Source organism: Rhodococcus sp. G6(2025) (assembly GCF_058628105.1).
The window spans coordinates 5,175,450-5,201,480 of record NZ_CP179750.1; the positions used below are offsets into that span (position 1 = coordinate 5,175,450).

Consider the following 26,031-nt stretch of genomic DNA (forward strand, 5'->3'; position numbering starts at 1 on the left):
CGTACTGCCTGGGCGCGCCCGCTATTTCAGGCCCGCGGCATCCATGCCGCGCAGCTCCTTCTTCAGGTCGGCGATCTCGTCGCGCAGTCGTCCGGCGAGTTCGAACTGCAGATCTCGGGCGGCGTTCATCATCTGATCGGTCAATTCCTTGACCAGATCTGCCAACTCCGCCCTCGGCATCGACTTCGTATCGCGGCCCTCGTACACCCCGGCGCTGACCGAGCGCCCGGCCTCGCCCTGGGCGCGGCGCCCGCGAGTGGCGTTGCGGCCGGAACCGCCGACGTCGACTCCGCTGGCCGTGTCCTCGGCTTCCTCGTAGACCTGGTCGAGGATGTCTGCGATCTTCTTCCGCAGCGGCTGCGGATCGACGCCCATCTTCTCGTTGTAGGCGATCTGCTTCTCACGCCGCCGCTCGGTCTCCTCGATCGCGTGCTGCATCGAGTCGGTGATCTTGTCGGCGTACATGTGGACCTGGCCGGAGACGTTACGAGCCGCGCGGCCGATCGTCTGGATGAGGCTGGTCGAGCTCCGGAGGAAGCCCTCCTTGTCGGCGTCGAGGATGGCGACCAACGACACCTCGGGGAGGTCGAGGCCCTCCCGCAGCAGGTTGATACCCACCAGGACGTCGTACTCCCCCAAACGAAGTTGCCGGAGCAACTCGACCCGTCGCAGGGTGTCGATGTCCGAGTGCAGGTACCGCACCCGGATACCGAGTTCGAGGAGGTAGTCGGTGAGGTCTTCCGCCATCTTCTTCGTCAACGTGGTGACGAGGACGCGCTCGTCCCGGTCGGCACGTTCGCGGATCTCGTGCACGAGGTCGTCGATCTGCCCCTTGGTCGGTTTGACGACCACCTGGGGGTCGACGAGACCGGTGGGGCGGATGACCTGCTCGACGAACTCTCCGCCTGCCTGCCCGAGCTCGTACTTGCCGGGTGTGGCCGACAGGTACACCGTCTGCCCGATGCGCTGGGTGAACTCCTCCCACGTCAGCGGGCGGTTGTCGGTGGCGGACGGCAACCGGAACCCGAACTCGACGAGATTCCGTTTGCGCGACATGTCGCCCTCGTACATCGCGCCGATCTGCGGGACCGTCACATGGGACTCGTCGATGACGAGGAGGAAGTCCTCCGGGAAGTAGTCGATCAGCGTGGCGGGCGCCGTACCCGGCCCGCGACCGTCGATGTGACGCGAGTAGTTCTCGATGCCGGAGCAGAACCCGACCTGCTTGATCATCTCGAGGTCGTACTGGGTGCGCATCCGGAGACGCTGCGCCTCGAGCAGCTTGCCCTTGTTCTCGAGGTCGGCGAGCCGTTCCTCGAGTTCGGCCTCGATGTCCTTGACGGCACGTTCCATCCGCTCGGGACCCGCGACGTAGTGCGTGGCCGGGAAGATGCGCACCGAGTCGACCTTCCGCACCACGTCCCCGGTGAGGGGATGCAGGTAGTACAGCGCCTCGATCTCGTCGCCGAAGAACTCGATCCGGACCGCCAACTCCTCGTACGAGGGAATGATCTCGACGGTGTCGCCGCGCACCCGGAAGGATCCGCGGGTGAACGCCAGATCGTTGCGGGTGTACTGCACGTCGACCAGCAGCCGCAGCAGAGCGTCGCGCGGAACCTCCACCCCGACCTCGAGCTGCACCGAGCGGTCGAGGTACGACTGCGGGGTGCCGAGACCGTAGATGCACGACACGGACGCCACCACGACCACGTCCCGCCGCGACAGCAGGCTCGACGTCGCGGAGTGGCGCAGCCGCTCGACGTCGTCGTTGATCGACGAGTCCTTCTCGATGTAGGTGTCGGTCTGCGCGATGTACGCCTCGGGCTGGTAGTAGTCGTAGTACGAGACGAAGTACTCGACGGAGTTGTTGGGCAGCATGTCGCGCAGCTCGTTGGCCAACTGCGCGGCGAGCGTCTTGTTGGGCGCCATCACCAGGGTGGGCCGCTGCACCTTCTCGATCAGCCACGCCGTGGTGGCGGACTTGCCGGTACCGGTGGCGCCGAGCAAGACCACGTCCTTCTCGCCGGCGTTGATGCGGCGTTCCAGATCGGCGATCGCGGTGGGCTGATCGCCGGCCGGCTTGTGGTCGCTGACGACCTCGAACCGCGCTTCCGACCGCTCGATCTCCCCGATGGGACGGAACTCGGAATGTGCCACCACGGGGTGCTCGGATGCAAACGCCATACAACCAGGGTAGGCGCAGGTACCGACAAACTCTCCGACGATCTCCGTCAGCTGAAAAACCCGGTAGGTTCCCCACCATGGCAGGCGCGAGTCACGACATCCACCCACCGAAGGTCGAGTACTTCGACCTACGAGATCACACCAACACCGACCCCAAGGGGTTCGTCCGCCACGTCGATCACTACCGCGTCGAACCGTGGGGGCTGTACATGGCGCGCACCTCCGACCACCGGCAGTTCCACTACCTGGAGTCGTGGCTGCTCCCCGACCTCGGCCTGCGGGCGTCGATCTTCCACTACCACCCCTACCACCAGCGCGATCAGGACCACTACGTCGACATCGGCAGCTTCACCCGGGGTGACGACGTGTGGAAGTCCGAGGACCACTACCTGGACCTGGTCGTCCGCACCGGCCGCGACACCGAACTCCTCGACGTCGACGAGCTGATGGAGGCGCACACCACCGGCCTGCTCGACACGGCGACGGCCGAGCGGGCGATCCTCACCGCCACCACGGCGATCGACGGCATCGCCGCGCACGGCCACGACCTCGGCCGCTGGCTGGCCTCGATCGGGATGCCGATCGACTGGCGGTGACCTACGCGCTCCAGCCGGTCCGCTCGGCCCATTCCCACGCCCGGTGATAGGCACGGTCGAACCACGGGGTCTTCGCGTCCACATAGGCGGTGATCGCGTCCCGGTAGTCCGTGTGACCGGCCGCCTTCTCCGCCGCACCTTCCTTGACCGCGAGGTACTCGGTCCGGGCCTCGGTGTCGGCGCGGAGCCAGTCGCGGAAGACGAGCGCGAACTGCTGTCCGGGCCACCCGTCGACGCGAATGTGGATGTTGACGGGCCGTCCGGGATCGGCACCGCCGTGGATTCGCTTGCCCCACAGGGCCGGGTCGGTCTCTCCGCCCTGGTACGAGGGCTTCGGGTCGTCGGCGGTGATGTGCTCGATGCGGGGGAACCCGGCGTCGGCGAGGGATTCGGCGAGGTCGTCCGCGGTCTCGAGGTTCGCGACGGTCACCTGGACGTCGATGACGTCCTTGGCGGGCAATCCTTCGACGGCCGTCGACCCGATGTGGTCGATCCGGATGGCGCGGTCGCCGCACACCAGTTTCACGCGAGCGATCAGCCGGTCGGCCTGCGCCGGCCACTGCGGATTCGGCGGAGCGAGTTCGGGCAGGACCCGGACGACGGTCCGCGTGCGGATGTTGGACTCGAAGGGCACGAGACGCTCCGACCACAGTGCCCGGATCGCCGGCTCGAGCGCGCCAGGGGCACCGCTGTTGTCGAGCCAGACGTCCGCCGCCGCCCGCCGCTGATCGTCGTCGGCCTGGGCTGCGATCCGCGCGCGCGCATCGGTCTCGGGCATTCCCCGCGATCCGACAAGCCGCCGCACCCGCTCCTCGGCATCGACGAACACGACGACGACCAGGTGGAAGGCCGCGCCCATTCCGCCCTCGACCAGCAACGGAATGTCCTGGACGAGGATGGCGTCCTTGGGCGCCGATTCGATCGTCTCGGTGGTGCGCGCCCCGACGAGCGGGTGAACGATCGCATTCAGCCCGAGCCGCGATTCGTCGTCGGCGAAGGCGCGGGCAGCCAGGGCGGGCCGGTCGAGTGTGCCGTCCTCCGTCAGGATCTCCTCGCCGAACCGGTCGACGAGCGCGACGAGGCCGGGTGTTCCGGGTTCGACGACCTCCCGCGCAATCAGATCGGCGTCGACGATCACTCCCCCGAGTTCGGCGAGGACCTTCGACACGGTGGACTTACCGGCTCCTATGCCTCCAGTGAGGCCGATTCTCAACACGCCTCCCAGTGTTGCACCCGCCGCGCACCGAGTACGCACGTCCCTCGCCGATCTCCACCCTCTCCTCCCTCTGCAGACTCACCTGCCCCAAATACCACAGATGTCCGACACGGTCGGTTATGTTCTAGCGAACGCACCCGACCTGCACCTTCTCGAAGAAGAGGAACGCCATGCGCGATCACCGCAACCAGTTCGGTCGGCACCGCCTCGGCATTGCGGGCGGGGTGCATTGCATGGAGATCCCCGAGGTGGCCTCCGCGCTCGCCGACCACCGCCGGACCTGGCTCACGGCACTCATCAGCCAGGGCAGGCACAGCTTCGCAACGATGCGCAAGCGCGCCGACGTACAGCCGTCGTCCGGTTACTGGATTCCCGCCACCGCGAACTGAGCACCAGCCTCACCCCCCACACCACTGTGGCCCAACCTCCGGAGAGGTTGGGCCACAGTCATGTTCGGACGTCCTGCAACGACGAGACCCCGCCCCTGCAGGGCAGGAGCGGGGTCTTCGGCTTTGCCTGACGAGTCAGGCGGACTTGCTAGGCGTTGCCCGACAGCTTCTCGCGCAGAGCGGCGAGCTGTGCGTCGCTGGCCAGCGATCCGCCGGCAGACTCGGACGACGAGGTGCTGGCAGCCGAAGCGGCGTCGGCGTCGCCGGCACCCGACTCGGAGGAGTAGCCGGCAGCAGCGGTGGCAGCCTCGGCGGCCTCGTCTGCAGCGGTCTTCTCCATCTGAGCGGTGTGCATCTTGTGACGACGCTCAGCCTCGGCGTAGCGGTTCTCCCACTCTTCACGCTGCTTGTCGAAGCCCTCGAGCCATTCGTTGGTCTCGGGATCGAAGCCCTCGGGGAAGATGTAGTTGCCCTGCTCGTCGTAGCTGTCCGCCATGCCGTACTTGGACGGATCGAACTCGGCGTTGTAGTCCTCGTTGGCCTGCTTCAGCGACAGCGAGATGCGACGACGCTCGAGGTCGATGTCGATGACCTTGACGAGCGCATCGTCGTTGACGCCGACAACCTGGTCCGGGACCTCCACGTGGCGCTCGGCCAGCTCGGAGATGTGGACGAGGCCTTCGATTCCCTCTTCGACGCGCACGAAGGCACCGAACGGAACCAGCTTCGTGACCTTGCCGGGCACGATCTGGCCGATGGCGTGCGTGCGGGCGAACTGACGCCACGGGTCTTCCTGCGTCGCCTTGAGCGACAGGGAGACGCGCTCGCGGTCCAGGTCGACGTCGAGAACCTCGACGGTGACCTCGGTGCCGACCTCGACAACCTCGGACGGGTGGTCGATGTGCTTCCAGGACAGCTCGGACACGTGCACCAGGCCGTCGACGCCGCCCAGGTCCACGAAGGCACCGAAGTTGACGATGGAGGACACGACGCCCTTGCGGACCTGGCCCTTCTGCAGCTGGTGCAGGAACTCGCTGCGAACCTCGGACTGCGTCTGCTCGAGCCATGCACGGCGCGAGAGGACGACGTTGTTGCGGTTCTTGTCGAGCTCGATGATCTTGGCCTCGATCTCCTTGCCGACGTACGGCTGCAGATCGCGGACACGGCGCATCTCGACGAGCGAAGCGGGAAGGAAGCCACGCAGGCCGATGTCGAGGATCAGGCCGCCCTTGACGACCTCGATGACGGTGCCCTTGACGGCCTCGTCCTTCTCCTTGAGCTCCTCGATGGTGCCCCAGGCACGCTCGTACTGAGCGCGCTTCTTCGACAGGATCAGCCGGCCTTCCTTGTCCTCCTTGGTGAGGACGAGAGCTTCGACCTCATCGCCCACGGAGACGACCTCGTTGGGGTCGACGTCGTGCTTGATGGAGAGCTCACGGGAAGGGATGACGCCTTCGGTCTTGTAACCGATGTCGAGCAGGACCTCGTCGCGATCGACCTTGACGATGGTGCCTTCGACGATGTCGCCATCGTTGAAGTACTTGATCGTTGCGTCGATGGCGGCGAGGAAGTCCTCGGCGGAGCCGATGTCGTTTACGGCTACCTGCGGCGAGGTCACGGTGGTGGAGGGCATGTGTTGAGTTGCTCCGGACGGGTTGTGGTCGGTTGATGGTGTTCTGTCGGACAAGCAACCTGAACCGACGAAACACTCCGCCGAATCAGATCACCGCAAGCGCAGTGAACGACACCCGACTGGAACCGAACAAACTCGAACTGAACCGAATCCGATGCCGCACACATAGACACTCGCGTGCAATAGGCTACGCGCCCGTGGGCAAGCTGGGCAAACCCGGGCACGTTCCCACGCTCTACTCTGTTGCCCATGCCCGATCCTCGCCCGTCCGATTCTCCTCTGTCCCCGGAAGACGACCGACACGGCACCGCCAACAGCGTGCTCGGAACGTCCGGGGTGAGCCGCGTCCGCGTCGATTCCGAGTCCAGCGAACGCGCGAGCCGTGCCTGGTGGGACGCCGATGCGGACGACTACCACCGCACCCACGGCGAGTTCCTCGGCGTGGACTCGTCCGAGGGTGAGTTCGTCTGGTGTCCGGAGGGCCTCCACGAGGGGGACTACCACCTTCTCGGTGACGTGGCGGGCAAGGACGTCCTCGAGGTGGGATGCGGTTCCGCGCCCTGCGCGCGGTGGCTCGCCGGCCGGGGCGCCCGGGCAGTCGGGCTCGACCTGTCCATGTCGATGCTGACCCGCGGGGTCGAGGCCATGCGGGCGGGCGGCGCGACCGTGCCGCTCGTTCATGCGGGAGCCGAGCACCTCCCCTTCGCCGACGCGAGCTTCGACATCGCGTGTTCGGCTTTTGGAGCGGTTCCGTTCGTGGCGGACTCACAGCAGGTGATGAGTGAAGTGGCCCGGGTACTCCGCCCGGGCGGTGCGTGGGTGTTCGCCGTCAACCATCCGATCCGCTGGATCTTCCCGGACGACCCGGGCCCCCGAGGGCTCACCGCGTCGCTCCCCTACTTCGACCGCACCCCCTACGTGGAGGTCGACGGCGACGGCGTCCCCACCTACGTCGAGCACCACCGGACCATCGGCGACCGGGTGCGCGAGATCGTGTCGGCCGGACTGGAGGTACGCGACATCATCGAGCCGGAGTGGCCCGAATGGCTCGACCGGGAATGGGGGCAGTGGAGCCCGCTGCGGGGACAGATCTTCCCCGGCACCGCCATCTTCAGCTGCCGCAAACCCGTGAGTACTTCTTAACCGCCCGCGGTTGAGAAGTACTCACGGGGCCGGAGGCCACTACAGCAGCTTCGACAAGAACAACTTGGTGCGGTCGTGCTGCGGATTGGCGAGCAGCTCGCGGGGGTTCCCCGATTCGACGACGACGCCGGCGTCCATGAACACGAGCTGGTCGGCCACCTCGCGTGCGAAGCCCATCTCGTGCGTGACGACGACCATCGTCATGCCGCCGGCCGCGAGATCCTTCATGACGGTCAGCACCTCCCCGACCAGCTCCGGGTCGAGGGCGGACGTCGGCTCGTCGAACAGCATCAGCTTGGGGTCCATCGCCAGCGCGCGGGCGATCGCGACGCGCTGCTGCTGACCACCCGACAGCTGCGCCGGGTACGCGTCCGCCTTCTCGCTCAGGCCCACCTGCTCGAGGAGGTCACGTCCTCGCTCGAGCGCCTTCTTCTTGCTCAGCCTCTTCACCTGGATGGGCGCCTCGATGATGTTCTCGAGTGCCGTCCGGTGCGGGAAGAGGTTGAAGTGCTGGAAGACCATCCCGATGTCGCGGCGCTGCTTCGCGGCCGCTCTGGGATGGAGTTCGTAGAGCTTGCCGCCCCGCTCGGAGTACCCGACGATCTCGCCGTCGACGTACAGCCGCCCGGCGTTGACCTGCTCGAGGTGGTTGATGCACCGCAGGAACGTCGACTTCCCCGAGCCCGAGGGCCCGACCAGGCACAGGACCTGACCGGCGTCGATCTCCAGCGACACACCCTTGAGTACCTTCAGCGCCCCGAAGTTCTTGCAGACCCGGTCCGCCTTGACCATCGGCGTCATCGTCGTTCCCCTCCGGGAGTGTCGGGCAAGGTCTCGGGCCCGGGTTCGATCACCAGCGGCTTGCCCTGCGCGTCGGCGAGCGCCTGCAGTTGCCGCGGGGTGAGCTTGCGGGACGCACCCTTCGAGTAGTAGCGCTCCAGGTAGAACTGGCCGATCATCAGCAGGCTGGTGATGGCGAGGTACCAGGTGGCGGCCACCATCAGCAGCGGGATCGGCTGGAAGTTCGCACCCGAGATGTCTCTGGCACGTCCGTACAACTCCAGGCTGTACGGCACCGCGGTGACCAGCGATGTCGTCTTCAGCATGCTGATCAGCTCGTTGCCCGTGGGCGGGATGATCACCCGCATGGCCTGCGGCAGGACCGTGCGGCGCATGGTCTGCGACCATGTCATGCCGAGCGCCACCGACGCCTCGGTCTGCCCCTCGGCCACCGAGTTCACGCCGGCCCGGACGATCTCGGCCATGTACGCGGCCTCGTTGAGTCCCAGACCGATCACCGCGAACAGGAACGCCGCGTTGATCCCCTGCAGGTCGATGTGCACGAACTGGTGGACGAACGGGATGCCCAGATCCAGCTGCTTGTAGATCGACGGGAACAGTCCCCAGAACACCAACTGCACGTAGACCGGGGTCCCGCGGAAGATCCACAGGTAACCCCACGACGCCGCCTTCAGCACCGGGTTCGGCGACAGTCGCATGACGGCGAGGACGACACCCAGGATGATGGCGATCGCCATCGACAGGATCGTCAGCTGGATGGTGTTCCACGCCGCGGCCGAGATCCGTGCATCGAACAGATACCGGGCGTAGACGTCCCAGCGGTACGCCTCGTTGGTGCGCGCACCGTTGACGAACAGCGCCAGCAACAGACCGACGACGATCGCGGCGATCCAGCGGCCGGGCCGCCGCAGCGGGATCGCCTTGATCGGTTCCGGTTCCTGCCCCGCCTCGGTGCCGGACCGGTCCGGAGCCTTCTCCACGTCAGACACTCGTCAACCGCTCAGCTCGTGGCGCCGTTGATCTGGGACGTGGTGATGACGCCCGCCTCGACACCCCAGTTCTCCGCGATCGTCCGGTAGGTGCCGTCGTCGATGAGGTGCTGCAGCGCCTGCTGGAGGGTCTGCGCGAGCGGCGAACCCTTCGCGACGGGCCAGCCGTACGGCGCGGCGTCGAAGACCTCGCCCGCGGCCTCGATCTTGCCGTCGCTCTGCTTGATCGCGTACGCGGTGACGGGCGAATCGGCGGACATCGCGTCGACCTTGCCGAGCGCGACGGCGTTGGCGGCGTCGTCCTGGCTGTCGAACTTCACGATCTCGATGGGCGGCTTCCCGGCCGCCACGCACGCCGCGCTCTTGGCGGGCACCTCCTCGAGATCCTCGATGGTGGTGGTCTGCACGCCGACCCGCAGGCCGCAGGCGTTGGTGGGGTCGACGGACTTGCCTGCGGGCTGCGCCCACTGCACTCCGGCGCTGAAGTAGGTGGTGAAGTCGACCGACTGCTCGCGTTCCTTGGTGTCCGTGAACGACGACATACCCATGTCGTAGCTGCCGGCCTGGATCGACGGGATGATCTTGTCGAAGTCCGCCTCGGTGTACTCCGGTGTCACGCCGAGCACCTTGCTCACGGCGTCCACGAGGTCGACGTCGAAGCCGACGATCTTGCCGCTCGGATCCTTGAACTCGTTGGGCGAGTAGGGAATATTGACACCGACGATGATCTTGCCGGACGACGCGATCTTCTCGGGCAGTGTCGCCGCGATGGCATCCACCTTGTCGACTTCCACGGCGACGGTCTCTTCTCCGGAAGGCGTACCGCCGCCCTCGGTGTTGCTGGCGCATCCGGCGAGCAGCAGAGCACTGCCGCCCGCCAGTGCACAGATGGTGCGGGCCACTCGGCCTCGCGCGAAGACGGATCGACCAGACACTGGCATGTCCTCCAAGGAAATCGTGGTACACCGAGCGAGCTACGGCGACGGAGAACTCTCGAACTCCGAATAGTCGAACGGTAGGTTACGGCACCCGCATCTGCGGACGTCGTTACCGAACATTAACGGCCTGTCCCGGCCCGTGGCGGCGGTTTCAGCGACGCAGTGTCCGGGCGAGGACGGTCTCGGTGAATTCACCGGTCGACGCGAGTCCACCCAGGTCAGCCGTGGCGACTCCGGACGCGATGGTCGCACGGACCGCGTCGCGGATCCGGTGTGCCGCGCCGCCCAGATGCCGGTCTGCGCGGCGGTCCCCGAGCCATTCGAGCATCATCGCGGCCGACAGCATCAGCGCCGTGGGATTGGCCCGGTTGTGTCCGGCGATGTCGGGCGCGGCTCCGTGCGCCGCCTGCGCCATCACCTTGGTCTCCGAACTGTTGATCGACGGGGCGGTGCCGAGCGAGCCGGACAGCTCACCCGTCAGATCCGACAGGATGTCGCCGAACATGTTCTCCGTCACCACGACGTCGAAGTCGCGCCCCCTGCGGACGAGGTGCGCGGTCATGGCGTCGACGTGCTCGTCGTCGATCCGCACGTCCGGGTAGTCGCGCTCCCCCACCTCCCGGCAGACGTCGCGGAACAGTCCGGTCGTCATCGACAGGACGTTGGCCTTGTGCACGATCGTGACGTGGCGGCCGCGGGTGCGCGCCAGCGCGAATGCGGTGTGCGCGATGCGCTCACACGCCTTCCTCGTCACGACGCCGACCGCCAGCGCCACGTCGGGGGTCGGCATGAACTCGCCGCTGCCGGCGAACATGTTCCGGTCCGCGTACAACCCTTCGGTGTTCTCCCGGACGATCACCAGGTCCATGTCCGGGACCGTCGAGGCGACGCCCTCGAGCGAGCGGGCGGGGCGGATGTTCGCGAAGAGGTCGAATCTCTTGCGCACCACCCCGCCGGGGGTCAGCCGGCCGCGGAACGGTTCCGGGTAGGCGGCGCTGTCGTGCGGGCCCAGGATCCAGGCGTCGAGTTCGTCCAGCGCGGAGAGCGTGGAGTCGGGGATCGGCGTTCCGTGCGACTCGATGGCACCCAGGCCGAGGGGCAGTTCCACCCAGTCGACGGCGCCGCCGCCCGCCGCGGTCACCGCTGCCGAGACCACCCGCTGGGTTGCCGGGACGATCTCGTGACCGATGCCGTCGCCGAGGAGCACGCCGATCCGGGTATCGGAAATGTTTGCCGTGGCACCGCTCATGAGGCCATCATTGCCTACCATGGTCCAGTCGGTGGAACTGCTGTTCGACGAAGCGACCGACGTTGCCGTGCGCGCGGAGTGGCAACGCCTGTGGGATGCCGGGATGCCCAGCCGCACTCGCGTTCGCGCCGAATCGAATCGGCCCCACATCACCCTGTTCGTGGCACGCCACATCCCGCCCGAGATCGACGAACTGCTGGGCCGCCGGATCGCGACGCCCTCGTTCCACATCAGGCTGGGCGGGCTCGTGATGTTCGGCGGCAGGCACGTCACGCTGTCGCGGTTGGTGGTGCCGTCGAAGGCCCTGCTGTCCCTTCACCGCAGCGTGTTCGATCTCGCGGCGCACGCCACGGAGATCACGCCGCACATCCGCCCGGGCGAGTGGACGCCGCACGTGACTCTCGCGCGGCGACTGCCTGCCGATCAGATCGCGGAGGCCGCGCGGCTGCTCGACGGTGGCGACATCGTCGGCCGGGCGTCGGTGGTGCGCCGGTGGGACGGGGACGCCAAACGCGAGTGGGTGGTCACGGCACCGCCGTGATCACGGTGCGTCCGCGGCGACCGTCTCGGCGGCCTTGCGCGAAGACCGTTGGGTGACGACGATTCCCGCGATCACCGCGAGTGCCCCGACGGGCTGGTTCCAGGAGATGTGCTCGTCGAGCGCGACCGCGCCGAGCACGACCCCGACCACCGGCGTCAGGTAGGTGACGGTGGAGGCCGCGGTGGGCCCCCAGCCGCGCACCACGTTCGTGTTCCACACGAACGCCAGCCCGGTGCCGAACGCCCCGAGCCCGATCATCGAGGCGACGATCGCGGGGGTCAGGTGCATCGGCGTGCTCGCGACCCACGGGGTGGCGAGGAGCATGGCGGCCGCGGCGATCGACACCTGCATGAACGCGATGGTGGGTGTTCCGACGCCTCGCGGAAGGATGAACCGCCTCAGGTAGACCAGTGCCACGCCGTACGACGCGGTCGCACCGAGGCACGCGAGCTGGGCGGGGACGCTGCCGATGATCCCCGCCTGCCACGGCGCCAGCACCACGACCACCCCGGTGAATCCGAGCAGGAGGCCGAACAGCTTTGCGTCCGTAAGCTTCTCCCCCGGCAGGAACGCCAGTGCCACCGACATCGTCATGAGCGGTGTGGTCGCGTTGTAGATGCTGGCCAGGCCCGAACTGATGCTCTGCTCGGCCCAGCTGAACAGCAACCACGGCACCACACACTGGGCGACCGCCAGTACCGACAGGTGCGCCCATGTCGCCGCTTCGCGCGGCAACCGCGTCCGGGTGAGTCCGAGGACGGCACCGAGGGTCACCGCCCCGAACACGAGTCGCCACAGCACGACCTGCGTGAAGGACAGGCCCTCGAGCCCGACCTTGATGAAGAGGAAACTCGCGCCCCAGGCGAGCGCCGTGCCCGCGTACTGGACCGCCAGATTCCCTCTCAAAACCGGAAGTCCCCGTGCTGGATGACTTCGTTGTGCGTGTCGGGCGTGCGGCCGGCGAGCGCCAGCGCGTCGAGCGCCAGGAACACGAGGAGTACCACGACCAGGATTGTCATCTCTTCAGCCTCGTAGCATCGGCGTCCGAGAAATAGTGGCAGAAACGACATTGTTGACCATATTTCTGCCATAGTGGGATGGTGCTGAAAAAAGTCGTAGTCCCGCTCATGCCGCTCACCGAAGCGTTCGAGCTCGGAGTCGCCTGCGAGGTGTTCGGTTTCGACCGATCCGACGACGGACTTCCCACCTACGACTTCTCCCTCGTCGCCGGCTCACGGGAACCCATCCGCACCCGATTCGGTTACGGCATCGACGTCCCGTACGACCTCGACCGGCTCGACGACGCCGACCTCATCGTGGTTCCCGCGGGCGGAACCTACGCCGAGGCGGACGGCACCTTCGTCTGCGCGAAGGACCCCGACCCGTGCATGGACCCCCTCCTCGACAAACTCCGGGCCGCGGTGTACCGGGGCGCCAAGGTCGCCAGCCTCTGCAGCGGCGCCTTCGTGCTCGGCGCGGCCGGACTGCTGGACGGACGCAAGTGCACCACCCACTGGCGGCACGCTCAGCGGCTCGCCGACCTCCACCCGGCTGCGACGGTCGACCCGAATGTCCTGTACGTCGACGACGATCCCGTCCTGACCAGCGCGGGCACCGCCGCGGGTATCGACCTGTGCCTGCACATCGTGCGCAAGGAGCAGGGCAGCCGGGTGGCCAACGGGATCGCGCGGCGCATGGTCGTCCCGCCGCACCGGGACGGCGGTCAGGCGCAGTACGTGGCGATGCCGCTGCCGTCGACGACGATCGACACCCTCGGCCCGCTGCTCGACTGGATGACCGAGCACCTCGCCCTCGACCTGTCCGTGACCGCGGTGGCGGCCAAGGCCAACATGTCGCCCCGCACGTTCGCGCGGCGGTTCCAGGCCGAGACCGGAACCACCCCGGCCCGCTGGCTCAGCGATCAGCGGGTGCTGGCCGCGCAGCACCTGCTGGAGAACTCGGACCTGTCGGTGGACGTGATCGCCGAACGGGTCGGTTTCGGCGGCGGCGCCGTGCTGCGGCAGCATTTCCTGCGGCTGCGGCACACCACCCCGCAGGCGTACCGCCGCACGTTCCGGGACACGGAGCGCACCGGCTGACGGCGCCGCAGGGAAGAATCGACGGCGGCGCGGCGTTGCACACGCAAAGCAGTCACCGAACGAAAGGACCCTTGTGGCCACCAAGACTCTGACTCAGCAGAACTTCGACGAGACCGTGACCGGCAACGACGTCGTTCTGGTCGACTTCTGGGCATCGTGGTGCGGTCCGTGCCGCTCCTTCGCCCCCACCTTCGAGGCCTCGTCCGAGCAGCACCCCGACGTCGTACACGCCAAGGTCGACACCGAGGCGGAACAGGGCATCGCCGCCGCCGCGAACATCCGGTCGATCCCGACCATCATGGCGTTCCGCGAGGGTGTGCTGGTGTTCAGCCAGCCGGGTGCGCTGCCGCCTGCGGCGCTCGAGGATCTGGTCACGCAGGTCAAGGCCCTCGACATGGACGAGGTGCGTAAGCAGATCGCCGAGCAGGCGCCGGCCGAATAGGGCGGAGGACCGCCGCCGCCTAGTGTGCGGCGGCGTCCCAGCTGCGACCGGTGCCGACGGACACGTCGAGCGGCACCGACAGCTCGATGGCCGAGGACATCTTGTCGCGGACCAGCTGTTCGACCTGTTCTCGTTCCGAATCGACGACCTCGAGCACGAGTTCGTCGTGGACCTGCAGCAGCATCCGCGACTTCAGGCCCGCGTCGCGCAGTGATCGCTGCACGTTGATCATCGCGACCTTGATGATGTCGGCGGCCGTGCCCTGGATGGGGGCGTTGAGCGCGGCGCGCTCGGCGACCTCCCGCCGCTGGCGGTTGTCACTGGTGAGGTCGGGCAGGTAGCGGCGACGCCCGTACAGCGTCGACGTGTAGCCGTCCTTGCGGGCCTGCTCGACGACCTCGTGCAGGTAGTCGCGGACCCCGCCGAACCGGGCGAAGTACGCCTCCATCTGCGATTTGGCCTCTTCGGTCGAGATCTTGAGCTGGGCGGCCAGACCGAACGCGCTCAGCCCGTACGCCAGCCCGTACGACATCGCCTTCACGCGGCGGCGAAGCTCCGGTGTGACCTCCTCGATCGGCACGCCGAACGCACGCGCGCCGACGAAGCTGTGCAGGTCTTCGCCCGTGTTGAACGCCTCGATCAGGCCCTCGTCGCCGGACACGTGGGCCATGATCCGCATCTCGATCTGGCTGTAGTCGGCCGTGAGCAGCGAATCGTAGCCCTCGCCGACGACGAAGCCGTCCCGGATCTGCCGGCCTGCATCCGTGCGCACCGGGATGTTCTGGAGGTTCGGCTCGGTCGACGACAGCCGGCCGGTGGCCGCGACGGTCTGGTTGAACGTCGTGTGGATCCGCCCGTCCTCGGCGACCGTCTTGAGCAGACCGTCGACGGTGACCTTCAGCCGCGTCGCGTCGCGGTGCGCGAGCAGGTGCTCGAGGAACGGGTGCGACGTCTTCTCGAACAGGTTCTGCAACGCCTCGGCGTCCGTGGTGTACCCGGTCTTCGTCTTCTTCGTCTTGGGCATCTCCAGCTCGTCGAACAGCACGACCTGCAGCTGCTTGGGCGACCCGAGGTTGATCTGCTTGCCGATGACCCCGTAGGCCGCCTCCGCCGCCGCGGAGACCTCGGCCGCGAATCGGCTCTGCAGGTCGTGCAGGTGGGTGCCGTCGACGGCGATACCGGACGCCTCGATGTCGGCCAGCACCTCCAGCAGCGGCAACTCCATCTCGGACAGCAGAGCCGTCGATTCGATGTTGTCGAGTTCGGTGTCGAGCGCGGCCGCGAGGTCGAGGACGGCGCTGGCGCTGAGAATTTCGGTCTCGGCGGCTTCCGCGTCGACCTGGTCGGCGTCGTCGAGCAGCGACAGCTGCTCCTGGCCGGTCTCCTCCACCCGCAGCTCCCTGCGCAGGTACCGCAGCGACAGGTCGTCGAGGTTGAACGTCCGCTGCCCGGGACGCACCAGGTAGGCCGCCAGCGCGGTGTCGCTGGTGAGACCACCGAGCACCCAGCCGCGTCCGCGCAGCGCGTGCATCGCCCATTTGGCCTCGTGCAGGGCCTTCGGCTGACCGGCGTCCGCGAGCCAGTCGCCGAGCGCCTTCTCGTCCTCCGGGGTGGCGGACGCGGTGGCGATGTAGGCGCCCTCGCCGTCTGCGGCGGCGATGGCGATCGCCGTCACGTCACCGCCGTACGGGGTGCGGGTGCCGACCACCGACACGCCGGATCGCTCGCCCGTCGACGCGTGCGCCGACAGCCAGTCCGCGACCGCCCCGGGATCGAGCGCGCTCCCCCGTACCTCGAAGCCCTCCTCGGCCTCGGCTTCGACGGGGGCCAGCGTGGCGAACAGCCGGTCGCGCAGCACCTTGAACTCGAGGTCGTCGAACAGCGCGTGGATCTTCTCCCGATCCCACTGCGCGAGCATCAGCTGGTCCGGGGTGTACGGCAGCGGGACGTCGCGCACCATTTCGGTGAGTTCCCGGTTGAGCAGGACGTTCGGCAGGTTCTCGCGCAGCGCGTCACCGACCTTGCCGCGGACCTTGTCGACGTTGTCGACCAGGCCGACGAGATCGCCGTATTCCTTGATCCACTTGGTGGCGGTCTTCTCCCCCACCCCCGGGATGCCCGGCAGGTTGTCGCTCGGGTCGCCGCGCAGCGCCGCGAAGTCGGGGTACTGCGCAGGTGTGAGCCCGTACTTCTCCTCGACGGCCGCCGGTGTGAACCGGGTGAGGTCCGAGACGCCCTTCTTGGGGTACAGCACCGTGACCCCGTCGGTGACCAACTGGAGCGAGTCCCGGTCGCCGGTCACCACCAGGACGCGGTACCCGAGCGCCTCGGCCTGGGTGGTGAGCGTGGCGATGATGTCGTCGGCCTCGAAGCCTTCCTCGGCCATCACCGGGATACCGAGGGCCCCGAGGACGTCCTTGGTGATCTCGACCTGCCCCTTGAACTCGTCCGGTGCCTTGCTGCGATTGGCCTTGTACTCCGGGAACTTCTCGGCCCGGAACGTCTGCCTGGACACGTCGAACGCCGCCGCCACGTGGCTGGGCTGTTCGTCGCGCAGCAGGTTGATCAACATCGACGTGAACCCGTAGACGGCGTTGGTGACCTGACCGCTGTGCGTCTTGAAGTTCTCGGCGGGCAGGGCGTAGAACGCGCGGAAGGCCAGCGAGTGGCCGTCGAGCAGCATCAGGGTGGGGCGATCGTCGGACGACGCGGCGGCGCCGGACGCGGGGGACGTGGTGGACCGGGGGGTGGTTGCAGGGCTCACGGTTGCCCAGTCTAGGGAGCGGATCCGACACCGATCAGCCGGATGGTTCGATACCCAACCGAAACGTGCCGGAAATCCGAGAACCCCATTTCGCGCGACCGGAGCCGTTAGAGTCCGGAAATTGCGGCACGGGCGGTAGTCGAGTCCGTCGCAGCACGTTCCTGACCGATCTACACGTCCCCGGAGGACCTGCGTGGCCCCAACCGTGAGGAAGCGACTCCCAGCAGTGAGGACGCGACCGACATCCGCGAGGAAACGCACGAGGCGAGGGTCGGTCACCCGGCAACTCGGCCGTGCGTTCGTCCTCGTCCTGCTCGGCCTCGTCGCGGCGATCGCCTTCGGCGGTCCCGCGGCGGCGCAGGAACCCACCCCGCCGCCCCCACCGCCCGCGACGAGCGGGCAACCGGCGCCCCCGGAGAACGCGGTGCGGGTCAGCGGCAATCTGAACAACGCCGGCGAACGGCTCGCGGACGTCGAGGTACGCGCTCTCGATTCGTCGGGCAACGAGGTGGCGAAGGCGACGTCGGAGTCGAACGGCCGCTGGGAACTCCAGGTCGCGCCCGGCACGTACACGTTCGAGATCGTGGCGGACTCGCTTCCCGACGACGTCAGCGTGCAGGCCACGGTGCAGCGGGAAGTGGTGGCCGGTCGCACCAACACGGTGATCTTCTCGTTCGGCGAGGCCCGTACCGGTTCCGCGGTCCCGTTCTACGAGAAGCTGATTCGCCAGACCATCGACGGACTCCGGTTCGGTCTCGTGATCGCCATCGCCGGAGTCGGGCTGAGCCTGATCTACGGCACCACCGGCCTGACGAACTTCGCGCACGGCGAACTCGTCACCCTCGGCGCGGTCGCGGCGTGGGTGATCAACGTGACGTTCGGTGTGCAGCTGATCCCGGCCACCATCCTCGCAGTGTTCGTGGGCATCCTGATCGGACTGCTGAACAACGCCGGGATCTGGAAACCGCTGCGGCGACGCAAGACCGGCCTGATAGCGCAGCTGGTGGTGTCGATCGGGCTCGCGATCTCCCTGCGCTACCTGATCCTGATCTTCTTCTCCGATCGCGCGGAACCGTTCGTCGACTACCAGGCCCAGGTCGAGAGGCACTGGGGTCCGATCGCGATCACCGACGCCAACCTCGTGAGCATCGGCATCAGTCTCGTCGTTCTCGTCGGAGTGGCCCTGCTGCTGCAGAAGACGCGCATCGGCAAGGCCATGCGCGCGGTGTCCGACAACCGCGACCTGGCCGCGTCGTCCGGCATCGACGTCGAACGGGTGATCCGCTTCGTGTGGGGTCTCGGCGGCGGTCTCGCCGCGCTCGGCGGCGTCCTGTTCGGCATCTCCGAACTCGGCGGCCGCGTGCAGTGGGAGATGGGCTTCAAGCTCCTGCTGCTGATGTTCGCCGGCATCACGCTCGGCGGACTCGGCACCGCCTACGGCGCGCTGCTCGGCTGCGTGATCGTCGGTCTGCTCGTCCAGCTGTCGACGCTGGTGATCAACCCCGACCTCAAGTACATCGGAGGACTGCTCATCTTGATCGTCATCCTGGTGGTCCGGCCTCAGGGCATTCTCGGCAGCCGGCAAAGGATCGGGTGAGGGCATGGACATCGCAGGAGCACTCCAGGTCTCGCTCGCCCAGCTGATCGGCCCGTCCGCGATCTTCTACGCGCTGCTGGCGATCGGCCTCAACCTGCACTTCGGCTACGCCGGACTGCTCAACTTCGGTCAGATCGGTTTCGCCCTCCTCGGCGGCTACGGCGTCGGGATCATGACCGTCACCTACCAGCAGCCGCTGTGGGTCGGCATCCTCGTCGGTCTCGCCGCGGCCGGACTGCTGGCCGTCGTCCTCGGTATCCCGACGCTGCGGTTGCGGGCCGACTACCTCGCCATCGTCACGATCGCCGCATCCGAGATCCTCCGCCTGATCTTCCGCTCCACCGCGTCGGATTCCATCACCGGATCCACCAACGGGTTGTTCGGTTTCGCGGACCCGTTCACGACGCTCAGCCCGTTCGACTCGGGTAAGCAGTACAACTTCCTCGGCGTGAAGTTCTACGGCGACGACCTCTGGTCGATGGTCGTGGGGTGGACTCTCGTCCTGGTGCTGTGCGGGTTCGTGTTCCTCCTGACGCACAGCCCGTGGGGCCGTGTCCTCAAGGCCGTCCGCGAGGACGAGGACGCCGCACGCGCCCTCGGCAAGAACGTGTTCGTCTACAAGATGCAGGCGCTGGTCCTCGGCGGCATGATCGGCGGGCTCGGCGGCGTGTTCAACGCACTGCAGACCAAGTCGATCAACCCCGACTTCTACTCCACCGCACAGACGTTCTTCGCGTTCGGCGCCCTCATCCTCGGCGGCGCCGCCACGGTCTTCGGACCGGTGGTCGGCGCGATGCTGTTCTGGTTCCTGCTGGCCATCCCGGACGCCCTGTTGCGACAGGCGATCTCCGGGCCGGAGCCGCTGCTGCCGCTGACGGAACAGCAGGTCGGGGCCATGCGGTTCGTCCTGCTCGGCATCATGATCGCGGTGCTGATGGTCTTCCGGCCACAGGGCATACTGGGCAACAAGCGGGAGGTGCAGCTCAATGCCTGACCACAGACTGCCGGATCATCTGCAGACCGACACCGTGCTCACCGACGAGGAACGAGCCTCGATATTCACCGACGTCCCGCACTCCCCCGGCGCACCGAAACCCGACCCGATCCTCGTGGTCGACAACGTGTCCCGGACGTTCGGCGGGCTCAAGGCCGTCGACGTGGCGCATCTGGAGATTCAGCGCGGCTGCATCACCGGACTGATCGGTCCGAACGGTGCAGGCAAGACCACCCTGTTCAACCTGCTCACCGGTTTCGACCGGCCGGACAGCGGCACGTGGTCGATGGATGGCCAGTCGCTGGGCCGGATGTATCCGCACCAGGTGGCCCGCCGCGGCGTCGTCCGCACGTTCCAGCTCACCAAGGCGCTGTCGAAGCTGACGGTGCTCGACAACGTTCGGCTCGGCGCCACCGGGCAGCGCGGTGAGCGGATCTTCAACACGCTCCTGCCGTGGACGTGGAAGGCGCAGGAACGGGCCGTCACCGAACGAGCGAACGAACTGCTCGCGCGGTTCAAGCTCGACACCAAATCCGACGATCTCGCCGGCTCGCTGTCCGGTGGTCAGCGCAAGCTGCTCGAGATGGCGCGGGCGCTGATGACCGAGCCGACCGTGGTGATGCTCGACGAGCCGATGGCCGGCGTGAACCCGGCGCTCACCCAGAGCCTGCTCGGCCACATCAAGTCGCTTCGGGACGAGGGCATGACCGTCGTGTTCGTCGAACACGACATGGACGTCATCCGCGACATCAGCGACTGGGTGGTGGTGATGGCTCAGGGCAGTGTGATCGCCGAGTCCACGCCGGGACACCTCTCGTCCAACAACGCGGTGGTCGACGCCTACCTGGGCAGCCACCACGATCAGGCGCTCGAGTTCGACGACGAGGGGAATCCGGTGGGCGCGACGGCCGTTCTGGCCGAGGCACTCGAGAACGCGGAGGCGGCAACCCTCGAGACCGGCGGCGACCTCTCCGAACCCGACATCACCGAGCTGAGGCGTGAGAACTCATGACCGAACTGACCCCAGCGGAATTCGCGGCCACACCCGAGGAGCATGCCCGGCTCGCCGAGGGTGCCCTCGTCCGCGCGGACGGTGTGGTGGCCGGCTACATCCCCGGCGTCAACATCCTCCGCGAATGCAACTTCTTCCTTCGCGAGGGGGAGATCGTCGGCATCATCGGTCCCAACGGCGCCGGGAAGTCCACGCTCCTGAAGTCGCTGTTCGGGCTGATACCGGTGCGTGAGGGTTCGGTGACCCTGCGCGGTGAGGACATCACGTCCAAACCCGCCCACGTTCTCGTGCAGAAGGGTGTCGGCTACGTCCCGCAGACGCAGAACGTCTTTCCGTCGCTCACCATCGAGGAGAATCTCGAGATGGGGATGTATCTGCGGCCCAAGCTCTTCGCGGAGAGATTCGCGTTCGTCGGCGACCTCTTCCCGCTGCTCGTCGAACGGAAGAAGGTGAAGGCGGGCGCCCTGTCCGGCGGTGAACGGCAGATGGTCGCGATGGGCCGGGCACTGATGATGGAACCGTCCGTGCTGCTGCTCGACGAGCCGTCCGCCGGACTGTCCCCGATGTTCCAGGACGAGGTGTTCATCCGCTGCAAGCGAATCAACGCGGCGGGCGTCTCGGTGATCATGGTCGAGCAGAACGCCCGCCGGTGCCTGCAGATCTGCGACCGCGGCTACGTCCTCGACCAGGGCCGCAACGCCTACACCGACTCGGGACCCAACCTGATGCACGACCCGAAGGTGATCGAGCTGTACCTCGGGACCCTGGCGGGAAGTCAGGAGAAGAAGTAGATCCGGTGGTTCCGGACACGACTGTGGGCCAGGTTTCCCTGGCCCACAGTCCGTTTCAGGTGAGTGCGATCATCCGCCGACGACGATGTATCCGTCCGTCGTCAGCTTGTTGTCGGCACCGAACTTCAGCTTGCCGTACGAACCGATGGACGGCTCGCCTGCGGCGGTGAAGTCGAGTTTGCCGGTGATGCCGTTGTAGTCGACGTCCGTGCCGGCCTGCACGAGCGGCAGGCACTCCTGGTACGACGTGCACGGGGTTCCGCCCTCGGTGACGGCGTTGATGTTCGCGGCGATGTCGCGACCGGCCGTCGACTTCGCGGCCTCCGCGGCGAGCGCGGAAACGACTACGGCGTCGTAGGACTCACCGGCGTAGTTGAAGTCGATCAGCCCCGGGTTGATGCCCTTGAGACGATCCTGGAAGGCCGGACCGACGTCCGTGAGCGGCGTGGTGCCCTGCATGCCGTCGAGCAGCGGTGCGGCCACCGACTCGCCGAGCGCGTTACCCATGTTGCCGTCCACGCCGTAGACCTTCATCCCGTCGGACGGGCCGATGCCGACCTCGTGCATGCGGGTGATGATCTTCGCCGACTCCTCGAATCCGACCACCGCGACGGCGTCGGGGGCGAAGTCCTTGACCTGGTCGATCTCGGAGTTGAACGACTGCGCGTTGGGGTCGTAGATGATCTTCTGGATCTGGTCCTCGGGGATGCCCGCGTCGACGAGGTTCTTCTGGATGTTGTCGGCGAGCCCGGTTCCGTACGGGTCGTTGAGGGCCAGGATGGACACGCGCTGGCCGCCGTCGTCCGAGATGAGTTGCGACACAGCCTGAGCCTGCAACACGTCGGTGGGGGCGGTGCGGAAGTACTGGCCCTTGTCCGGGTAGCAGACGAACTGGTCGGACGTGTTGGCCGGGGAGAACATCACGACGCCGGCGCTGGACACCTTGTCGATGACCTTCAGCGACACCGAGGACGACGCCGCGCCGATGATCACCTGGGTGCCCGCGGCCAGTTCCCGGTCGACGGTGGTGTTCGCCGTGTCGGTGGTGGTGTCGCCCGAGTCGCCGGGAATCAGCTGGACCGGCTGGCCGAGGACACCACCGGCCGCATTGACGTCGTTGACGCCGAGCTGGGTGCCCGCCACCATCGGCGGTCCGAGGAAGGAGAGGCTTCCCGTGTCGGGGAGCAGAGTGCCGATCTTCAGCGGCGCCGTGGACGGGGCACCCGCTGCCGCCGCCTCTTCGGGCGTGCAGTCGGTGGAAACAGTGGTGGCCGAGGCAGAGCTGTCACTCCCACTCGCGGAGTCGTCGCCACTGTCCGAACTACAACCTGCCAGTGCGAGAGATGCCGCGCCGAGAACCGCGGCCGCCCGCACGAGGGTCCGTTTAGCCATCCAAACTCTCCTTAGATCACCTGAGTGCGGACGCCACCAGAGTTGGCGTCCGCTGTGGGATGAGACGCTAGCGGTCCGGCGGCTTTCGCGATCCGTCCAGAAAGGCTCGTGACCTTACTGTGATCTGAATACGACGAGTGTTTACGCGGCCGTAGCGTGGCAAGCCTCAGGCGCCGAGGAGAAGGCGCACGGAGTCGACGACACCTGACGCCGGAGACCCAGCGGTGGGCCGACGCCAGCCGATCCGCGGACTTCCCCGCCGGCGCCTGACGCCTCCGGCGAAAACGCGTCGCCCGTCGCCGATCTCGCGGGTCAGCTGGCGGGAGCTTCCCCACCGAGGGTCTCGAGCACCACCTGCGCGACCGCCTTCATCGTCGACCGGCGGTCCATCGCGGCCCGCTGGATCCACTTGAACGCTTCGGGCTCGGTCAGCGACTGCTTCTCCATCAACACGCCCTTCGCCCGCTCGACGATCTTGCGGGTCTCCAGACGCTCGGACAGATCGGAGATCTCCCGCTCGAGCGCGGTCACTTCCTTGAACCGGCTGGCCGCCAACTCGACCGCAGGAACCAGGTCGGCAGTGGAGAACGGCTTGACGAGATAGGCCATCGCCCCGGCGTCGCGAGCCCGCTCCACCAGCTCGCGCTGACTGAACGCTGTGAGAATGACCACGGGCGCAATACGTTTCGCCGCGATCTCCGAGGCCGCATCGATGCCGTCACGACGGGGCATCTTCACGTCCATGATCACGAGGTCGGGTTTGAGCTCCACCGCCAGGTCGACGGCGGCCTGCCCGTCACCCGCCTCACCGACCACGTCGTAGCCCTCTTCCCGCAGCATCTCGACCAGATCGAGCCTGATCAGCGCCTCGTCCTCGGCCACCACGACCCGTCGCGGCTGCGACGGCACACCTTGCTGCTGGGGAGCGTTCATGGCCACCATTCTCCTCTGCTCGGACGACCCCGGCACGGGGAGCGAACGTTAGAAGGGTACCGGTGGTTGACTCCCGACGGCGATCTTCTACAGTGGTACAGCGCAACACGCCCTCGTATCCCAATTGGCAGAGGAAACGGATTCAAAACCCGTCCAGTGTGAGTTCGAGTCTCACCGAGGGCACTGCCAGGATTTCTCGCGAATCGCAGGTCAGATGCATTCTCTGACCTGCGATTCGCATCTCGTCCCCCGTCACGGTGTTTGCGTCACCACTGGCCCGCGACCTGCCGGGTGGCGGCGTTGAGCCGGTTCCACAGGTTCACGGTGGCGATCGACAGGACCAGCGACGCGAGGGCCTGCTCGTCGTAGTGCCGGGCGGCCTCGTTCCACACGTCGTCGGGCACCGGGTCCGAACGGTCGCTCAACCGGGTCATCGACTCGGCCAGCGCCAGGGCCGCGCGTTCGGCGTCGCTGAAGTACGGAGCCTCCCGCCACGCGGCCACCGCGAAGATCCGCTCGTTGGTCTCGCCCTCCTTCTCCAGCTCACGCGAATGCATGTCGACGCACACGCTGCAGCCGTTGATCTGACTCGACCGCAGATGGACGAGAGCGTGCGTCACCGGCGGCACGTCCGCCTTCGACGCTGCCTTTCCCAGAGCCAGCAGAGACTTCATGGCGTCGGGAACGATCATCGCGGGGTTGGTCATCCGGGCTTTCATGATTGCCTGCCTCCAAAGGTATTCGGGTGATCTGATGTCACACCGGGTGATTTTCGTTCTCACTGACATGACGAACCGCGACGGCAGAATGTGACAGATGAACGACGACGAAGTTCTGGCACACCGCTTCGAGGAGAGCCGGACGCATCTGTCTGCGGTCGCCTACCGGATGCTCGGCTCGATCAGCGAAGCGGAGGACGCCGTGCAGGAGGGCTGGCTCCGGCTCAGCCGTGCCGAGACCTCGGATGTGGAGAATCTGCGGGGCTGGCTGACGACGGTCGTCGCCCGGGTGTGCCTCGACATGCTCCGCTCACGGAAGATGCGCAGTGAGGAGCCCCTGGACGTCCATGTGCCGGATCCGATCGTGAGCGAGCTGGACGGGGCCGATCCCGAGCACGAGGCGGTGCTCGGTGATTCGGTCGGACTCGCGCTGCTGGTCGTGCTCGACACGCTGACGCCCGCCGAGCGGCTCGCCTTCGTGTTGCACGACATGTTCGCACTGTCCTTCGACGAGATCGCCCCGATCGCCGGACGCACCCCCGCCGCGTCCCGTCAGCTGGCGAGCCGCGCGCGCCGCCGCGTCCAGGGGTCGGGGCCGGTTCCGGATGCCGACCTGACCCGGCAGCGCGAGATCGTCGAGGCATTCATGGCCGCCTCGCGGGGCGGCCGGTTCGACGATCTCCTCGCCCTGCTCGACCCGGACATCGTCCTGCGGGCCGACGGCGGCGCGGACGGATCCTCTCTCGTGCGCGGAGCCCGCGCCGTCAGCGAGCAGGCCCTCACCTTCGCGCGCTTCGCTCCGTTCGCCCGGCTCGCCCTGGTGAACGGCGCCGCCGGGGTCGTGACCGCACCCGAGGGAAAGGCCATGTCCGTCATGGCCTTCACCGTCTCAGGTGGGAAGATCGCCCGGATCGACATCCTCGCCGACCCGCACCGCCTGCAGGTTCTGGGGCTCTCTTCCGCCGGCGACCGACGACCCCGCAGGTAGCGGCGGTTTTTTGTGCCCGATCCTGGGGATCTGCGCCGTCCTGCCAGTACCATGGTGGAACAGGTACGCCCTCGAGCACGGAGGTCACCCATGGAGCTCGGCACCGTCACTTTCACCTACGACGGGCGGGTAGCCCTTCGATTCCAGCAAGCGCTCTCGCACTCGCCGGAGAAGGTGTGGCGAGTTCTCACCGACCCGCAGTACCTGAAGGCCTGGTTCCCCGCCGACGTCGAATTCGACCTCACCCCGGGCGCCGAACTCGTCTTCCGGGTGACGCCGGAGCAGGTGCGCCGATTCGGGTTGCCCGCAGATCAGACCACCACCGGGACGGTCATCTCGGTGCATCCCGCGCACATCCTCGAGTACCTGTGGGACGCCGAGACCCTGCACTGGGAACTCGTCCCCGACGGCAGCGGAGGCTGCTGGCTGACGCTCACCCACACCGTGGAAGAAGAAGAATCCGCCTACGCCCACGCCGCCGGCTGGCACGCGGGACTCGAGGTGGTCGAAGCGCAACTGGACGGCCGCGAGGTCGACTGGTCCCCGTGGGATCGGGCCGACGAACTCGCCGCGTCCTACCGCAAGACGTCCTGACCACCGGATTCACCGACACGGGAGAAG

Annotated in this window: 24 protein-coding genes and 1 tRNA gene; 13 read left to right on the forward strand and 12 right to left on the reverse strand. The window is 67.2% G+C overall.

Annotated elements, in window-relative coordinates:
* Positions 1 to 21 precede the first annotated feature (21 nt).
* Positions 22 to 2,184: an excinuclease ABC subunit UvrB gene (gene uvrB / locus ACLIVD_RS23750; protein ID WP_280782491.1), complete on the reverse strand. Its 2,163-nt coding sequence runs from the start codon at positions 2,182 to 2,184 to the stop codon at positions 22 to 24.
* A gap of 77 nt (positions 2,185 to 2,261) precedes the next feature.
* On the opposite strand from uvrB, the gene ACLIVD_RS23755 reads away from it, so the two are divergent.
* The gene (locus tag ACLIVD_RS23755; RefSeq protein ID WP_105413716.1) at positions 2,262 to 2,780 is read left to right on the forward strand and encodes a ribonuclease FAU-1 family protein; all 519 of its coding nucleotides are present in this window, start codon (positions 2,262 to 2,264) and stop codon (positions 2,778 to 2,780) included.
* 1 nt (position 2,781) lies between these two features.
* On the opposite strand, the gene coaE is transcribed toward ACLIVD_RS23755, so the two are convergent.
* Entirely contained in the window at positions 2,782 to 3,996 is a 1,215-nt protein-coding gene (coaE, locus tag ACLIVD_RS23760; protein ID WP_283334317.1) for a dephospho-CoA kinase, read from the reverse strand.
* Between the two features lie 170 nt (positions 3,997 to 4,166).
* On the opposite strand from coaE, the gene ACLIVD_RS23765 reads away from it, so the two are divergent.
* Positions 4,167 to 4,385 carry a hypothetical protein gene (locus ACLIVD_RS23765; protein WP_280782493.1) on the forward strand — a complete coding sequence of 73 codons (219 nt, stop codon included), beginning with the start codon at positions 4,167 to 4,169 and terminating at the stop codon, positions 4,383 to 4,385.
* A gap of 148 nt (positions 4,386 to 4,533) precedes the next feature.
* Here the strand turns inward: ACLIVD_RS23765 and rpsA are convergent, their stop codons facing one another.
* Entirely contained in the window at positions 4,534 to 6,018 is a 1,485-nt protein-coding gene (gene rpsA / locus ACLIVD_RS23770; RefSeq protein WP_005260398.1) for a 30S ribosomal protein S1, read from the reverse strand.
* Positions 6,019 to 6,267: 249 nt separating this feature from the next.
* Here rpsA and ACLIVD_RS23775 point away from each other — a divergent pair, with 249 nt between their 5' ends.
* Positions 6,268 to 7,161 carry a class I SAM-dependent methyltransferase gene (locus tag ACLIVD_RS23775; RefSeq protein WP_283352516.1) on the forward strand — a complete coding sequence of 298 codons (894 nt, stop codon included), beginning with the start codon at positions 6,268 to 6,270 and terminating at the stop codon, positions 7,159 to 7,161.
* Between the two features lie 39 nt (positions 7,162 to 7,200).
* On the opposite strand, the gene ACLIVD_RS23780 is transcribed toward ACLIVD_RS23775, so the two are convergent.
* The 4 genes from ACLIVD_RS23780 to ACLIVD_RS23795 form a co-directional block, all read right to left on the reverse strand.
* Positions 7,201 to 7,962, reverse strand: a complete 762-nt coding sequence (locus ACLIVD_RS23780; protein ID WP_005247428.1) for an amino acid ABC transporter ATP-binding protein — start codon at positions 7,960 to 7,962, stop codon at positions 7,201 to 7,203.
* Entirely contained in the window at positions 7,959 to 8,942 is a 984-nt protein-coding gene (locus tag ACLIVD_RS23785) for an amino acid ABC transporter permease (RefSeq protein ID WP_280782602.1), read from the reverse strand. The genes ACLIVD_RS23780 and ACLIVD_RS23785 overlap by 4 nt, the downstream gene beginning before the upstream one ends.
* A gap of 20 nt (positions 8,943 to 8,962) precedes the next feature.
* Positions 8,963 to 9,892: an ABC transporter substrate-binding protein gene (locus tag ACLIVD_RS23790; RefSeq protein ID WP_050787246.1), complete on the reverse strand. Its 930-nt coding sequence runs from the start codon at positions 9,890 to 9,892 to the stop codon at positions 8,963 to 8,965.
* Positions 9,893 to 10,040: 148 nt separating this feature from the next.
* Complete coding sequence (locus tag ACLIVD_RS23795; RefSeq protein WP_283334314.1) at positions 10,041 to 11,138, reverse strand: isocitrate/isopropylmalate dehydrogenase family protein; 1,098 nt, start codon at positions 11,136 to 11,138, stop codon at positions 10,041 to 10,043.
* A 19-nt stretch (positions 11,139 to 11,157) separates the two neighbouring features.
* On the opposite strand from ACLIVD_RS23795, the gene ACLIVD_RS23800 reads away from it, so the two are divergent.
* Positions 11,158 to 11,679: a 2'-5' RNA ligase family protein gene (locus ACLIVD_RS23800; protein ID WP_280782496.1), complete on the forward strand. Its 522-nt coding sequence runs from the start codon at positions 11,158 to 11,160 to the stop codon at positions 11,677 to 11,679.
* Here the strand turns inward: ACLIVD_RS23800 and ACLIVD_RS23805 are convergent, their stop codons facing one another.
* On the reverse strand, positions 11,680 to 12,585 hold the full coding sequence (locus ACLIVD_RS23805) for a DMT family transporter (protein ID WP_280782497.1): 906 nt from the start codon (positions 12,583 to 12,585) through the stop codon (positions 11,680 to 11,682). It abuts the gene before it with no gap.
* Between the two features lie 191 nt (positions 12,586 to 12,776).
* Between ACLIVD_RS23805 and ACLIVD_RS23810 the strand changes: the two genes are divergently transcribed.
* Entirely contained in the window at positions 12,777 to 13,778 is a 1,002-nt protein-coding gene (locus ACLIVD_RS23810) for a helix-turn-helix domain-containing protein (RefSeq protein WP_491930758.1), read from the forward strand.
* Positions 13,779 to 13,851: 73 nt separating this feature from the next.
* Positions 13,852 to 14,220, forward strand: a complete 369-nt coding sequence (trxA, locus tag ACLIVD_RS23815; RefSeq protein WP_005247443.1) for a thioredoxin — start codon at positions 13,852 to 13,854, stop codon at positions 14,218 to 14,220.
* A 19-nt stretch (positions 14,221 to 14,239) separates the two neighbouring features.
* Here trxA and polA read toward each other — a convergent pair whose 3' ends face one another.
* Positions 14,240 to 16,984, reverse strand: coding sequence for a DNA polymerase I (polA, locus tag ACLIVD_RS23820; RefSeq protein WP_491930759.1), 2,745 nt, complete (start codon positions 16,982 to 16,984; stop codon positions 14,240 to 14,242).
* 226 nt (positions 16,985 to 17,210) lie between these two features.
* Here polA and ACLIVD_RS23825 point away from each other — a divergent pair, with 226 nt between their 5' ends.
* From ACLIVD_RS23825 to ACLIVD_RS23840, 4 genes are read left to right on the forward strand one after another with little or no spacing between them, the layout of a single operon-like run.
* Entirely contained in the window at positions 17,211 to 18,581 is a 1,371-nt protein-coding gene (locus tag ACLIVD_RS23825) for a branched-chain amino acid ABC transporter permease (protein ID WP_283334311.1), read from the forward strand.
* A 4-nt stretch (positions 18,582 to 18,585) separates the two neighbouring features.
* Entirely contained in the window at positions 18,586 to 19,575 is a 990-nt protein-coding gene (locus tag ACLIVD_RS23830) for a branched-chain amino acid ABC transporter permease (protein WP_009473649.1), read from the forward strand.
* Positions 19,568 to 20,587: an ABC transporter ATP-binding protein gene (locus ACLIVD_RS23835; RefSeq protein WP_105413707.1), complete on the forward strand. Its 1,020-nt coding sequence runs from the start codon at positions 19,568 to 19,570 to the stop codon at positions 20,585 to 20,587. Before ACLIVD_RS23830 ends, ACLIVD_RS23835 begins: the two co-directional genes overlap by 8 nt.
* The gene (locus ACLIVD_RS23840) at positions 20,584 to 21,378 is read left to right on the forward strand and encodes an ABC transporter ATP-binding protein (RefSeq protein WP_005247455.1); all 795 of its coding nucleotides are present in this window, start codon (positions 20,584 to 20,586) and stop codon (positions 21,376 to 21,378) included. The genes ACLIVD_RS23835 and ACLIVD_RS23840 overlap by 4 nt, the downstream gene beginning before the upstream one ends.
* A 69-nt stretch (positions 21,379 to 21,447) precedes the next feature.
* Here the strand turns inward: ACLIVD_RS23840 and ACLIVD_RS23845 are convergent, their stop codons facing one another.
* Both ACLIVD_RS23845 and ACLIVD_RS23850 read right to left on the reverse strand, forming a co-directional pair.
* Complete coding sequence (locus ACLIVD_RS23845; RefSeq protein ID WP_007295814.1) at positions 21,448 to 22,770, reverse strand: ABC transporter substrate-binding protein; 1,323 nt, start codon at positions 22,768 to 22,770, stop codon at positions 21,448 to 21,450.
* A 312-nt stretch (positions 22,771 to 23,082) separates the two neighbouring features.
* Positions 23,083 to 23,712 carry an ANTAR domain-containing response regulator gene (locus ACLIVD_RS23850; RefSeq protein WP_283352520.1) on the reverse strand — a complete coding sequence of 210 codons (630 nt, stop codon included), beginning with the start codon at positions 23,710 to 23,712 and terminating at the stop codon, positions 23,083 to 23,085.
* Positions 23,713 to 23,812: 100 nt separating this feature from the next.
* Between ACLIVD_RS23850 and ACLIVD_RS23855 the strand changes: the two genes are divergently transcribed.
* Positions 23,813 to 23,886: transfer RNA gene (locus ACLIVD_RS23855), tRNA-Leu, on the forward strand.
* An 83-nt stretch (positions 23,887 to 23,969) separates the two neighbouring features.
* Here the strand turns inward: ACLIVD_RS23855 and ACLIVD_RS23860 are convergent.
* Positions 23,970 to 24,422 (reverse strand): carboxymuconolactone decarboxylase family protein, encoded by a 453-nt coding sequence (locus ACLIVD_RS23860; RefSeq protein ID WP_105413705.1) that lies wholly within the window; start codon positions 24,420 to 24,422, stop codon positions 23,970 to 23,972.
* Between the two features lie 97 nt (positions 24,423 to 24,519).
* On the opposite strand from ACLIVD_RS23860, the gene ACLIVD_RS23865 reads away from it, so the two are divergent.
* Together ACLIVD_RS23865 and ACLIVD_RS23870 are read left to right on the forward strand one after the other, a co-directional pair.
* Positions 24,520 to 25,410 (forward strand): sigma-70 family RNA polymerase sigma factor, encoded by an 891-nt coding sequence (locus tag ACLIVD_RS23865; RefSeq protein WP_283352521.1) that lies wholly within the window; start codon positions 24,520 to 24,522, stop codon positions 25,408 to 25,410.
* Positions 25,411 to 25,500: 90 nt separating this feature from the next.
* On the forward strand, positions 25,501 to 26,004 hold the full coding sequence (locus ACLIVD_RS23870) for an SRPBCC family protein (protein ID WP_005260370.1): 504 nt from the start codon (positions 25,501 to 25,503) through the stop codon (positions 26,002 to 26,004).
* Positions 26,005 to 26,031 lie beyond the last annotated feature (27 nt).